Source organism: Aeribacillus composti (assembly GCF_007827555.1).
Taxonomy (GTDB): domain Bacteria; phylum Bacillota; class Bacilli; order Bacillales; family Aeribacillaceae; genus Aeribacillus; species Aeribacillus composti.
In genome coordinates this window covers 70,400-83,352 of sequence record NZ_VISS01000005.1, presented here as the reverse complement: position 1 = coordinate 83,352, position 12,953 = coordinate 70,400, and the positions used below count along the sequence as shown (strand labels likewise).

The window sequence follows — 12,953 nt, the reverse complement described above, 5'->3', positions numbered from 1 at the left end:
TATGGAGCAAACATTAACAAAACGAGTTATTATGGATCCTGATGCACCAAACCGTTCAACAGCAATAGTGAACGGAAAATGTTCCAACGTGCTCAATTGGGATGATGTCGCCTACCCGTGGGCATATCCAAAATATAAACGGATGCTCGCAAACTTTTGGACACCTTTTGAAATCAATATGGCTCAAGATGTGAAGCAATTTCCTGAGCTTTCAGAAAGAGAACAGGACGCATTTTTAAAAATTATCGGCCTCTTAGCTTTATTAGACAGCATTCAAACCGATTATGCCGGAAAAGTTGCTGATTATATTACAGACTCGAGCATAAACGCCTTAATGATCTTGCTCGCTCAGCAGGAAGTGATTCATAACCATTCATATTCGTATATTCTTTCAAGCATCGTGCCTAAAAACGTACAGGATGAAGTATTTGAATATTGGCGGAACGAACCGGTTTTAAGGAAGCGAAATGAATTTGTCACCAACGGGTATAAAGCATTTGCAGAAAATCCGAATGTGGAGAATTTGTTGAAATCGATCGTCTTTGATGTCATACTGGAAGGTTTATTTTTCTATTCCGGTTTCGCATTCTTTTATAATTTAGCCAGAAACCAAAAGATGGTAGCCACTAGCACGATGATTAACTACATTAACCGTGATGAACAAATACACGTAGGTTTGTTTGAAAAAATTTTCAAAGCGGTGCTGAAGCAATATCCTGAATATGATACAGATGAACTGAAACAATTCGTTTCGAAAACATTTATGAAAGCAGCCGAGCTGGAAATCGAATGGGCCGGTGTAATTATCGGCAATGACATTGAAGGCCTGCATTTAAAAGATGTGGAGAGCTATATTAAATTTTATGCGAATTTCCGTGCCAATCAGCTGGGATTCGAACGTCCTTTTGAAGGCTATCGGACAAATCCTTTGAAATGGATACGGGCTTATGAAGAAGTGGACTTAGGAAAATCAGACTTCTTTGAACAAAAATCGAGACAATATACAAAAGTCAACACGATTGATAACGGCTTTGATGAGTTGTAAAAATTTACGTTCTCATGATAACGGGCAGCAGAGACTGCCCGTTTTTTTATCTGCTGCCAAACCAAAAGGAATGCTATGAAAGAATTTTTCGATAAGCAACTACTTTCTTTTAAAAGAGCTTATCTTTTTGGGAACCTAAGCATCCCATTTTTCCATGCCATGGTATAATATGTGCGGAGGGGATCTATGTTAAAATCAACCTTGATCATAATGTCAATTTTGTTAGTAACAATTCATATCGCTATTCTATATTTTTGGATGTTTGATTGGCAAAAATTAGCTACAAAAACAGGCTTTATAAGTTGGTTTGCCTCGATTCTATTAGGCATCTTTGTATATTTTACTTTTCAAACTTTCAGCAGATGCGACAAAGCTGCTGTCGTCATCAGAAACATATTGTTATGTTCAACTTTACTGACCATCTTTTTAGCTTGTATTGCGTTCATTATAGAAGCAATTACAAAGGCGATGCCCTAAAAAGAAATATAGTTTTCACGAAGATTAAGAAAATCATATTGGCTAAAAAGAACTATGTTGTTTTCCACCATTGCGAGGTGAATATAATGATTTATTTATTAGTCGGTTTGGGCGGGATAGCAGGTGCCTGCCTTCGATACAGTGTCGGCCTATGGACTTCCAGCTTTTGGACCGGATCTTTCCCAGCAGCGACACTTTTAGCCAATTTGGCTGGAAGTTTTCTTTTAGGATGGTTGACTGAATATGTATTTAAAATAAAAGGATTTCCTCCCCATTTTGCCGCAGCGATCGGTACTGGCTTAATCGGGTCATTCACAACATTTTCAACCTTCAGTTTTGAGAACATTCAATTGATGATTGCCGATAAATGGGAAACAGCCATTATGTATACATTGTCAAGCTTAATAGGCGGTTATTTATTTGTTTCGTCTGGTTATCATCTTGGCCGAAAAATGCTTTCCCAGCACAACGCACGAACGGCCCGTCATGAATAGGAGTGAAGAGTAATGCTTTTCAACTTTATCGTTGTAGGAATCGGAGGTTTTTTAGGAGCTAATGCCCGCTTGATCGTCACCAATTGGATTAAAAAGAAAAGCAATATGAAGTTCCCTGTCGCGACATTTATTATCAATGTCAGCGGATCTTTCCTGCTCGGCCTTTTGATCGGCATGAATATTTCAGAAGCATATCTACTGTTATTTGGAACAGGATGTTTAGGAGCCTTTACCACCTTTTCTACGTTTCAGCTTGAAAATAAACAGCTGTTAACAGAAAAACAAAAAACAGTGTCCATTTGCTATTTTCTTTCAAGCTATGCGTTCGGTCTTTTGTTTGCCTTTCTCGGCTTCCAACTAGGCGCTATATTTTAAAAACTTATTTGAATCATATTGTCATGGTTTGATTTTTTCTTTATAATACAGATTGTCCAGCGGGATGTAGCTCAGCTTGGTAGAGCACCAGCATGGGGTGCTGGGGGTCGCAGGTTCGAATCCTGTCATCCCGACTCTGTAAATCTCCTAAATCATCATTTAAAACCAAAAACGCCGCTTGAGCTTTTTCAAGCGGCTTATATTTTGAATTACGTCTTTTTAATCCCTTTCCTCAGTTTAATTAATTTATATAAGTTAATCACAACCGTTTTGGTTACAGCATATGTTGGAACAGCCAAAATCATCCCCAAAATTCCCGCGATATTTCCTGCAACAAGCAACAATATAATAATGGTCAGCGGATGTGTATCAAGCTTCTTGCCAATAATAAACGGAGAAATCACATTCCCATCAATTTGCTGAACAATTGTCACGACAATAATCGCAAGAAGTGCTTTAAAAGGCGAATCAAGCAAGCCGACAATAACGGCTGGAGCAGCTCCAATAAACGGACCTAAATACGGAATAATATTGGTGATTGCCACAGTTATTCCAAGCAGCAAAGCATATGGCAGATCAATAATTAAGTATCCGATAAACGTAAAGAGCCCGACAAACATGGAAACAAGCATTTGTCCTTGAATATAGGTAGATAAGGTTTCGCCTGTTTCCTTTAAAATAATCATAACTTCATCGCGGAAATCGCTCGGGAAAAACTTTACGACCTGGTGCGGCAGCTTATGTCCGTCCTTGATCATATAAAATAAAATGAACGGCACCGTGACAATAATGAGTGTTATATTTGTGATAACGCTGAAAACGGACTGAACGCCATTCGTAATATTATTTGTAATTCTCGATGCATATTGCGTAATGGTGCTCTCAATTTTTTCAATGGAAAAATAATCTTGCGTCAATACCCATTGGAACCAGCTTGTTTGATAGAGGTTTTCAATGATTTCTCTCGTTTTTGTTATATAAAAAGGAATGTTTCGAATTAAATCATTAAACTGCTTAACAATCGTAGGCCCTACCAATCCGATGGCGATCGAAATTCCGCCGATAAACACGATATACAAAATCAAAATGGCCAGCACTCTTGGAATTTTTCGCTTTTCAAGAAAGCCAATAATCGGAGCAAACAAAAAGTAAAGAAAACCGGAAATAATTATAGGAAAAAACAAAGTAGTTATAAAGATCACAATGGGCTCAAAAAGAAAAGATATTTTTGTGCTGAAATATAAGATCAAAATGATCAAAAGTATTTCTAACGTCCAAAAATGAAGTTTTGATTTAAACAAAATGCTTGCCTCCCGCATCCAATTTTGCAACATTCGTTCCAATATTTAGAATATCATGTATTTACATATTCTAAGCAATTTTTTTCAATCCTCCTATTGCTTCTAATCCAAATTTTCCGCTCAAATTTAAGGAAAACCTTTTTAAATTTTTATGTTAAGCTTTATAATGTTTGCTCTTCGCAATGTTTCAAACAAAATCACAACAACTGGACCTAAAAATAAACCTAATATACCGAGCATCTTTAGTCCAATGAACATGCTGATCAAGGCGGCAAGAGGGCTTATTCCCATGTTGGTTGACATAATTTTCGGTTCGACAGCACGTCTGACGACAGTGATCACAAGAAATAAGACAACTAATCCTATTCCGAGATTGGTTTGCCCCTGGCTAAATGCATAAATAGCCCAAGGAACCAGCACCGATCCTGTTCCCAATATTGGAAGGATGTCAACAACCACGATAATGATTGCCAAAATCAAGCTATAATCTACACGAAGCAGCACCAACCCAATATAAGCTAGTATAAATGTCAGCAAACTTAAGATAACTTGCGCTTTAATAAAGCCGAAGCCTGCTTTGTAAAGATCATTCACAACATATTTTATTTTATTTCTCGTTTTTTCTGTCAGCATGGTCTCGAGCGAAGCCCATATTTTCGGCAGATCTAAACTGATTAAATAAAGAGCAATCAAGTAAATCAGCGCTTCAATGAAAAAGCCAGGAATGCCGGAAACAAATAATATGAGCGATTCCATCAATTGCTTCACAAGACCGTCAACTGCATTGACAGAATTATTAATGGAAATTTCAATAGACGTCATGACACCTTCTGGAAGGGAAGCGGAATAATTTTCCCACGTATCAAGAAGAGGATTAATAAAATCATGATTGAATTTTCTAACATATAAAGGGATATTTTCTATAAAACTCACAAAGTTTGTATATATAAAGTTTATCAAACCAAAGCCTAGAATACATAATAAGAGTAAAAAAACAACAAAAATGAGCAAAACTGCATAAGGTCTTTTTATTTTAAATCGATTTTGGAGAATGCTGATAGGCTTTTCAAGTACAAGAGCTGTAAGCAGCGCAAGCAATATCGGGATGCTGAACGGTATTAGTATAAGAATGGCAATACCAATGATGATAAGCGGAAGATACTTTTTCATTTTCAATACATCATTCTCCTATCTATTCTATACTCAAAATCATCATGTTATCCTTATTATATCGCGGATTTTCCATTTGAACTATTGAAATTCCTTATTATTTTTATAAATTGTTATTTGTTCCGACATTTTGCAAAACACATTTACTTCAGTAAAAAAAATACTAGACAAATCGCAATTTGACCAATATAATCAAATTAGAAAAACGGAATAAGAATAAAAATTCCCAAAGGGGAGTAGCTTAACAATAAAGTCGTCATTTCGTGGAGGAATCCACCGGCTTTATTGAACAACTGGATGTTGTTAGCGAGACCTTTGCCATAAAAATGGCAAAGGTCTTTTTGCATCTTAAAACAATTTTTGGGAGGATGATTTGAGTTGCTGCTTAGAAAATATATGTCCAAAATCGGAATAGGCTCTGCAACAGTCGATCTCGTACTGGATAAAGAAACGTATTCGCCAGGAGAAAAAGTAACAGGCACGCTCTACATTAAAGGAGGCACTATAACTCAAAAGATTAAGCAGCTGCAATGTGATCTTATGAAAATAAACAATCAGGCTGATCAGCAATCAATCGCCTCCATTACGTTATTCGCTCCTGACATAATCGATCCAGCTGATTGCGCAAAAATTCCTTTTGAATTTGTTTTACCAAAGCATCTTCCCGCAACAACAGACAGTTTAACATACCGTTTTAAAACAACATTAGTGTTTGAAGAAGGAATCGATAGTCTGGATCATGACACAATACAAATTTTAAAAAATAAACCTAGTGGAGGGGAAAACGATGAGAAAAATATGGAAAAGAATTCGGTTCATTTATAACTTTCGTTCATTTTTCCCTTTTATATTTGAATTTTTCTTATCGAAGGAGGTGAATAGGAAAAAAAGCTATTCTCGATCGCTTTCATAATTGGATATTTCCTGTTGCCGTTCGATGCAATCCCAGATTTCCTGTCCTTAATTGGAATTGTGGATGATGTCGTTATATTTACTTTTATCATGCAACAAATGATCAAAATGGCTCCGAAGGAATTACAGGAAAAATATTGTCTTGCATAACAAAGGATAAAAACATCGAAATGAGTATAAAATATTTGAGGAGTGATAAATATTGGAACTATTCTCACCTGAGTTTTTTTCAGCATTACTTTCGATTGTTATCATTGACCTTGTTTTAGCTGGTGATAATGCCATTCTAATCGGTTTAGCAGCTAGAAATGTGCCGAAACACCAACAAACAAAGGTCATTATATGGGGGACATTTGGAGCGATTTTTATCCGGGCAATTGCGACGCTTGCGGTTGTTTGGCTTTTAAAAATCCCTGGACTGCTATTAGTCGGCGGAATTCTTCTCCTTTGGATCGCCTATAAACTTCTCATCGATAAAAAAGAACATAACGTCGATACCGGGAATAGCTTTTGGTCCGCTATGAAAACGATCATTGTAGCAGACGCTTTAATGGGGCTTGATAATGTTTTAGCGGTTGCCGGTGCCGCGCACGGATCGTTCCTTTTAGTCATAATCGGATTGTTAATTTCCATTCCAATCGTTGTGTGGGGCAGCACGCTCATCATCAAATGGATTGAACGGTTCCCAGTTATCGTGACAATTGGGGCTGCCGTTATTGCCTTTACTGCAGCCAAAATGATCGTTGATGAAAAATTTCTAAAAGGCTTCTTTGAAGAAAACCCGCTTCTAAAATGGGGATTAACGATTATTCTTGTTGCAGGCGTTATTTTTGCCGGATATTTAAAAAAGAAAAAAGCTTCCCCTGTGGAAGCAAAAGAAGAAGCATCTTAAAAAATGATGCTGACACCGTTTTTCCTAAAGCCTAAAAACAAATTCCGTGGGGCAAGACAATCTTGCCCCATCATTACAAATATTTTCGATGGACATTCCGGCCGTCAAAATTAAATAAAACAGGTTTATCCTCAATAATCGTTTCTAAATGGACACCTCTCCCCCAAAGCTGATAAATGTATGGAAGCACCTTTTCAAGGTACTTAATATCAAGTTCAATCCCTTCATACCAATGTTTTAAATATAGTTCGCCGTTTTTCATATAATCCCCATCCATTACCGTAATGTACGGAAAACCGCCATTCACCCGCATGCTTACGAGCTGATCCCGCACTTTTTCCCAATCTTTATCAACAATTTTATAGTCTTTGCCTTGTTTTTGAAATAAGTACATGTCTTCCCGCATAACAAGATCTTTTGTTAAATAGTTGCGAAGAAATGAAATATCCGATTCAATTTCCCGCACCTCAAACAGCTTTTCCCTGCCCGAACCGGGTTGAATTCCCCGCTTTTTCATTTCCTCGGTCGGATTGTTATACCTTTCTTCGATATCCTCAAATATTTTTAAACCTAAATAATAAGGGTTAATGCTCGTTCTTGACGGCTGTACGACACCCGCATTTAATTTAGCATATTCAATTGCTTCATCAGAGGTCAAATCCAGCTCTCTCATGATCCGCTGGTGCCAATACGTCGCCCAGCCTTCATTCATTATTTTTGTTTCAAGCTGAGGCCAAAAGTATAGCATTTCCTCTCTCATCATTGTTAAAATATCACGCTGCCAGTCTTCAAGCTCCCGGCTATACTCTTCGATAAACAAAAGCACGTCTTTCTCCGGTTTGGGAGGGAATTTTTTCTTTTTCTTGATTGTCTGTTCACTTTTTTCTTTTTTTTCTCCTAAAGACCAGAGATCATCATACGGTGTTTTGTATGTCTTATGCTCTTCTTCCTCATCAACATCATCCAAGCTCCAAGAAAGTTTTGTCCGAACTAAAGACGGATCAATATGTTCTTGGATGGATAAAACCGCGTCTAAAAATTTTTCCACTTCTCTTTTTCCATATAAAAGTTCATATTTCTTGATTCTTTCCGCTGTTGCCGCCATGCTTTCGACCATATCCCGTTTCGTATTACTAAAGCGGATATTGTTTTTAAAAAAATCACAATGCGCGAGGACATGTGCAACAATTAGTTTATTTTGAATAAGAGAATTAGTGTCAAGCAAAAAGGCATAACAAGGATTTGAGTTAATCACCAGTTCATAAATTTTACTAAGACCTAAATCATAATGGAGCTTCATTTTATAAAATTGCTTTCCAAAGCTCCAATGGGAGAAACGAGTCGGCATTCCATATGCACCAAATGTATAAATAATATCAGCTGGACAAATTTCATATCTCATCGGATAAAAATCAAGACCAAACCCCTTTGCGATTTCTGTTATTTCTTCAATCGCATATTGAAGAACTTTATGATCCTCCTTGTTCATTGTTCATCCCCCTTCTTTTTCCTTACAACAATTTATGAAAACAAACGGGAGATGATGAAAAACATTTTGAACGTTGTGTCAGATTGCACTATTTCCATTTCACATCTTGAACTGCCTGTCACCAAACGAAAAGCTAAAAAGGGAGACATTCCTGTTCAAAAATACACAATCTTATAAAAAAATGGTGCCTTCTCACGGCACCAAATATTAAAAACTTTTTTGGAAAAACTACATTAAATGGTCGAACCTTCAGGCTGCGCAATTTGTAAAGCTGGGCCAAAAAATTCGTAATGAATATTTTCGGAAGCAACCCCCAGCTCCTTTAAATAATTAATGACTGCTTTCATAAATGGCACAGGGCCGCAAATAAAATAATCTGCATTTTCAGATAAGAATTGCTTAAGAATGTCTTTAGTCATATAACCTGTATGATTGGCGCTTTCTTGACGTGACGGCTCCGTATAACAAATAAAGGATGTTCCATTTGGCAACCTGTTCATTAACTCTTTTACTTCCAAACGAAAAGCATGAACATCTTCATTTTTAGCAGAGTGAACAAAACGAACCGGTCTAGAAGGATTTTCTTTTGCTATTGTATTCAGCATGCTCATAATTGGCGTTACTCCAACACCGCCGCTGATGAAAACAACCGGCGAGTTTTGCGTGACATCCAATGTAAAATCGCCAGCAGGCACGCTAATATTAAGCTCATCGCCAATTTGAACATCATCGTGCAGGTAATTCGATACGATCCCTTTTGGTTGATCCGGTTCTGCCTCACGTTTAACAGAAATTCGAAAATATTCTTTGCCAGGAGCGTCTGATAAGCTGTATTGACGATTCAGCAAATATTGATGGCCGTCTATTTTTACTTTTACGGTAACATATTGTCCGGGCAGGAATGATGGCAATACAGCATTATCTTTCGGTTTTAGGTAAAACGATGTAATAACAGAGCTTTCTTTTACTTTATCGACAACAACAAACGGCTTAAAGTCTTTCCAGCCACCTTCCATATTTTCAGCGTCAGCATACATTCGTTGCTCCAATTCGATAAATACGTTTGCAATTTCGTTATAAGCTTCTTCCCACGCAGAAATAATTTCATCTGTTGCTAAATCGCCTAACACTTCTTTCATAGCTGCTAATAAATTTTCGCCGACAATTGGATAGTGTTCTTTTTTAACCCCTAAGCTTCTGTGTTTATGAGCAATTTGCTTCACAACTGGCAAAATCGTCTCCAATTGATCAATGCGCTCGGCAGCAGCATAAAGTGTGGTTGCTAGCGCTGTTTGCTGTCTTCCTTTCTGTTGGTTTGTATGATTAAAAATATTTAATAACTCCGGATGATTGGAAAGCATTCGTTTATAAAAATGACTTGTGATTTCTGTTCCTTGCTTAGCTAAAACAGGCACAGTGGACTTTATAATTTCAATAGTACGTTCGGATAACATAAATTTGCACTCCTTTGTTTTGAAAAAAGATGTATTTTATATATATCTTTAAAGTAGTTGATCTTCGTCTTAAAAGCAATATTTTAAATACATCTTTTGAAAAGATGTCACATTTTTGAACCTAAATTATCCATCAGTGTATAATGGAGCTAGTACGGACAAAGAGAGGGAGGCCAATGCGTCTTACAAACTATACTGACTATTCGCTCCGTGTGCTCATTTACATTGGCACGAAAAACCGAGAGGAATTATCCAATATTAAAGAAATTGCGGATGTGTACGGCATTTCAAAAAACCATTTAATGAAGGTCATTTACCAGCTTGGGAAAAACGGGTATATTGAAACGATTCGAGGACGAAATGGCGGTTTCCGTTTAGCACGTCCTGCATCTGAAATAAATATTGGCGATGTGGTCAGAAAAACTGAAGAAGATTTCCATCTTGTCGAATGTTTTAATGAAAAAAACAGCGAATGTGTGATCACATCCGTCTGCAGGCTGCGCCATGTTTTCCAGCAAGCCTTGCAAGCTTATTTACAAGTGCTGGATCAGTACACACTCGCTGATTTAATCATAAATCAAAACGAATTGAAGCATTTGTTTAATGTGAAGTAGAAAAAAGCCTTTAATGGTCTTTCGTTTTTTGAATGAGGCATTTATACATTTGTTTTGAAAGAAACGGCTGTTGTTATGTCCAACATTTGCAACGGTACAAAAAACAGATTTATTCATACAATAAACATAACTCCTTTTAGGGAGGGATGTTTATTATGAATAAAATGGATTACGACAAAGCATTATATTACACGCACCGTTCGCAATGGGACAATTTGATTATTTTAATGGTGCGCACAAACGACGATTTTCTTTCCAAAAAAATTGAGCATTTTTTACACGCTTATAATTTTGAACACGATTATCAAATTATTGAGCATAAACTATATGCTTTACTTCGTTATATTGACCATGCATTAGAAAACGTAACAGAGGTTGAACCGGAAATCGCGCTGAAATAGTTTCCAGAAAGGTGACTCAATAGTTTAAGCAACCTTTTTTCAGAAAAGTTATTTCTGAAAAATGGGGTTGCTTTTTCTTTCTGTTTTAGTCGTTTAAGTTATTGCTTCAATGCTGAAAGCGGCGATCGTTTTTGCCGAAAGCCCGTTTTTTCAGGAGCCTTTTTTCATGGCTATTGATCCGCTGCTATAATCGGCTATCAACTTTGCCAAAACTCGGGACTTAGCCCGCTTTTTTAAGAGCGTAAACGAAAAAGCGAGGGTGGAAAAACGTCTTGTTTTTCTCCCTCGCTCTTATTTTTAAGACTTATTGGACAGACTGAAGGGATCTCAATCGAAATGGAGTTAAGCTTTTTTAACTGTCAAAATATCATTTACTTTTTCCATTACGGCATTTATTAATTCTTCCAATGCCTTTTCACTATTATTCAGTGAATCGGCCTGAACAGCAAAATAAAATTTCACTTTCGGCTCGGTTCCCGAAGGCCGCAAACAGAACCAAGATCCGTCTTCAAGGAAATATTTCAATACATTTGATTTTGGCAAATCAATTGTTTCCTTTTTGTTCGATTGAAGCAATGTACGTTCACTTGTTAAATAATCCTCGATAATCGTAACCGTTTTACCTGCAATTTCAACAAGCGGATTTTGGCGGAAAGATTCTAAAATTCGCTTAATCTGTTCTGCGCCGTCCTTACCTTTTAAGGTTAACGATTTTAACCCTTCTCTGTAATACCCGTATCGATTGAAAATTTCCATTAATCCGTCATAAAGTGTGAGCCCTTTTTTCTTATAAAATGCACATACTTCAACAGCTAAAACGGCCGCTTGAACGGCATCTTTGTCTCTGGCAAAATCGCCAATTAAATATCCGTAGCTTTCCTCATAACCGAATTGAAATTTGTATTGTTTCGTTTGTTCAAATTCTTTAATTTTTTCCCCGATAAATTTAAACCCGGTAAGCGTATCAATTGTTTTTAGTCCATATTCTTCCGCTATTGCACGGCCTATTTCCGACGTAACAATCGTTTTTAGAACAACGCCATTTTCAGGCAGCAATCCTTTTTTCTTTTTCTCAGAAAGGATATAGTTGAGCAAAATCGCACCCGTTTGGTTTCCTGTTAACACAATGTATTCGCCTTTGTCATTTTTGACAGCAACTCCTAAACGGTCAGCATCAGGGTCAGTTCCGATTAAAATATCAGCATCAATGCGTTTCCCTTCTCTTATCGCTAGCTCAAACGCTGCATGCTCCTCAGGATTCGGCGAAGCCACTGTCGAAAAATTTGGATCTGGAAGCTCCTGCTCTTTGACGACGGTTACATTTTGATAGCCTAATGATTGAAGAGCTCGTCGAACCGGTTTATTGGCAGTACCATGCAGCGGCGTAAAAACGACCTTTACATCTACTTCTTTTGCCAAATTAGGATTCAGTGAAATCGTTTTGATCTTTTCATTATATGCTTCGTCTATTTCCGCTCCAATGATTTTAATCAAGCCTTTTTGTTTTAAAATATCTTCATTTTCAACAGCAACTTCTAATTCATTTTCAACTTCATTCACTTTTTTGATGATTTCATCAGCTATTTTTGGAGGAATCTGACCTCCATCCTCTCCGTAAACTTTAAATCCATTATATTCCGGCGGGTTATGGCTTGCCGTTATTACAACACCTGAAAATGCGTTTAAATAACGGACAGCAAAAGATAATTCAGGAGTTGGCCTTAATTCATCAAATACATAAGTTTGAATACCATGCGTTGCGATAGTTTTTGCCGCTTCCATAGCAAATTGCGGCGATTTGTGGCGGGAATCGTAAGCAATTACCACGCCGCGTCTTTTGGCTTCTTCTCCAAAAGATTCAATATATCTTGCCAATCCCTCAGAGGCCTTGCGGATTGTATAAATGTTCATCCGATTTGTGCCTGGGCCAATTTCTCCCCGCATTCCTCCTGTACCAAACTCTAAGCTTTTATAAAAGCAGTCCTCTAATTCGAGTTCATTGTCTGCTTTTTCTAGTAATTGCTGTTTTAGCTCTTGATCTATATCTTCTTTCGATATCCATCGTTGATAATTTTCTTTCCATTTCGCCATAACTTAACACCCCTCCAGTTCCCCTTCTTTTTCTCTCCTGAAATATTTTATCACAAATTTTATGGAAATGAGATGATCATCCCTATTTTTAGAACTATTCGAAACAGCTTTTACATATTTTCCGCAAATGATCGTCTTTCCATTTCTCCAGTTATTTATAAATTTATGTATTATTTGTATCATTTGAAAAAAAACAAACCGAGCGACAAAGCTCTTTGCCACTGAACGGAAAAAAGAG

Annotated in this window: 13 protein-coding genes, 1 tRNA gene and 1 pseudogene; 10 read left to right on the top strand and 5 right to left on the bottom strand. The window is 37.1% G+C overall.

Annotated elements, in window-relative coordinates:
* Position 1 precedes the first annotated feature (1 nt).
* The 5 genes from FB379_RS04170 to FB379_RS04150 all read left to right on the top strand — a co-directional run bounded on the left by FB379_RS04170 (position 2) and on the right by FB379_RS04150 (position 2,525).
* Complete coding sequence (locus FB379_RS04170) at positions 2 to 1,045, top strand: ribonucleotide-diphosphate reductase subunit beta (protein WP_063387272.1); 1,044 nt, start codon at positions 2 to 4, stop codon at positions 1,043 to 1,045.
* A 186-nt stretch (positions 1,046 to 1,231) separates the two neighbouring features.
* A complete protein-coding gene (locus FB379_RS18615) occupies positions 1,232 to 1,522 on the top strand; it encodes a hypothetical protein (protein ID WP_117016941.1) in 291 nt (96 codons plus the stop codon).
* Between the two features lie 86 nt (positions 1,523 to 1,608).
* Positions 1,609 to 2,016, top strand: a complete 408-nt coding sequence (crcB, locus tag FB379_RS04160; RefSeq protein WP_063387270.1) for a fluoride efflux transporter CrcB — start codon at positions 1,609 to 1,611, stop codon at positions 2,014 to 2,016.
* A 12-nt stretch (positions 2,017 to 2,028) separates the two neighbouring features.
* Positions 2,029 to 2,391 (top strand): fluoride efflux transporter CrcB, encoded by a 363-nt coding sequence (gene crcB, locus FB379_RS04155; protein ID WP_063387269.1) that lies wholly within the window; start codon positions 2,029 to 2,031, stop codon positions 2,389 to 2,391.
* Between the two features lie 60 nt (positions 2,392 to 2,451).
* Positions 2,452 to 2,525 (top strand) — tRNA-Pro (locus FB379_RS04150).
* 75 nt (positions 2,526 to 2,600) lie between these two features.
* On the opposite strand, the gene FB379_RS04145 is transcribed toward FB379_RS04150, so the two are convergent.
* Together FB379_RS04145 and ytvI are read right to left on the bottom strand one after the other, a co-directional pair.
* Positions 2,601 to 3,692, bottom strand: a complete 1,092-nt coding sequence (locus FB379_RS04145; RefSeq protein WP_144597074.1) for an AI-2E family transporter — start codon at positions 3,690 to 3,692, stop codon at positions 2,601 to 2,603.
* A gap of 141 nt (positions 3,693 to 3,833) precedes the next feature.
* On the bottom strand, positions 3,834 to 4,862 hold the full coding sequence (gene ytvI, locus FB379_RS04140; RefSeq protein WP_063387477.1) for a sporulation integral membrane protein YtvI: 1,029 nt from the start codon (positions 4,860 to 4,862) through the stop codon (positions 3,834 to 3,836).
* A 378-nt stretch (positions 4,863 to 5,240) separates the two neighbouring features.
* Here ytvI and FB379_RS04135 point away from each other — a divergent pair, with 378 nt between their 5' ends.
* The 3 genes and pseudogenes from FB379_RS04135 (at position 5,241) to FB379_RS04125 (ending at position 6,666) form a co-directional block, all read left to right on the top strand.
* The gene (locus FB379_RS04135) at positions 5,241 to 5,687 is read left to right on the top strand and encodes a sporulation protein (protein ID WP_063387267.1); all 447 of its coding nucleotides are present in this window, start codon (positions 5,241 to 5,243) and stop codon (positions 5,685 to 5,687) included.
* Positions 5,650 to 5,924: pseudogene (locus FB379_RS04130) on the top strand (YkvA family protein). Before FB379_RS04135 ends, FB379_RS04130 begins: the two are co-directional and overlap by 38 nt.
* A gap of 52 nt (positions 5,925 to 5,976) precedes the next feature.
* A complete protein-coding gene (locus FB379_RS04125) occupies positions 5,977 to 6,666 on the top strand; it encodes a TerC family protein (RefSeq protein ID WP_066250886.1) in 690 nt (229 codons plus the stop codon).
* 73 nt (positions 6,667 to 6,739) lie between these two features.
* Here FB379_RS04125 and FB379_RS04120 read toward each other — a convergent pair whose 3' ends face one another.
* Both FB379_RS04120 and hmpA read right to left on the bottom strand, forming a co-directional pair.
* Positions 6,740 to 8,155 carry a SpoVR family protein gene (locus FB379_RS04120; protein WP_144597072.1) on the bottom strand — a complete coding sequence of 472 codons (1,416 nt, stop codon included), beginning with the start codon at positions 8,153 to 8,155 and terminating at the stop codon, positions 6,740 to 6,742.
* A 233-nt stretch (positions 8,156 to 8,388) separates the two neighbouring features.
* On the bottom strand, positions 8,389 to 9,609 hold the full coding sequence (gene hmpA / locus FB379_RS04115) for an NO-inducible flavohemoprotein (RefSeq protein ID WP_144597070.1): 1,221 nt from the start codon (positions 9,607 to 9,609) through the stop codon (positions 8,389 to 8,391).
* A 176-nt stretch (positions 9,610 to 9,785) separates the two neighbouring features.
* Here hmpA and FB379_RS04110 point away from each other — a divergent pair, with 176 nt between their 5' ends.
* Both FB379_RS04110 and FB379_RS04105 read left to right on the top strand, forming a co-directional pair.
* Positions 9,786 to 10,223, top strand: coding sequence for an Rrf2 family transcriptional regulator (locus tag FB379_RS04110; protein WP_144597068.1), 438 nt, complete (start codon positions 9,786 to 9,788; stop codon positions 10,221 to 10,223).
* A 155-nt stretch (positions 10,224 to 10,378) separates the two neighbouring features.
* On the top strand, positions 10,379 to 10,624 hold the full coding sequence (locus FB379_RS04105) for a YhdB family protein (protein WP_063387261.1): 246 nt from the start codon (positions 10,379 to 10,381) through the stop codon (positions 10,622 to 10,624).
* A 342-nt stretch (positions 10,625 to 10,966) separates the two neighbouring features.
* On the opposite strand, the gene FB379_RS04100 is transcribed toward FB379_RS04105, so the two are convergent.
* Positions 10,967 to 12,715 (bottom strand): phospho-sugar mutase, encoded by a 1,749-nt coding sequence (locus FB379_RS04100; RefSeq protein ID WP_094244597.1) that lies wholly within the window; start codon positions 12,713 to 12,715, stop codon positions 10,967 to 10,969.
* Positions 12,716 to 12,953: the final 238 nt, after the last annotated feature.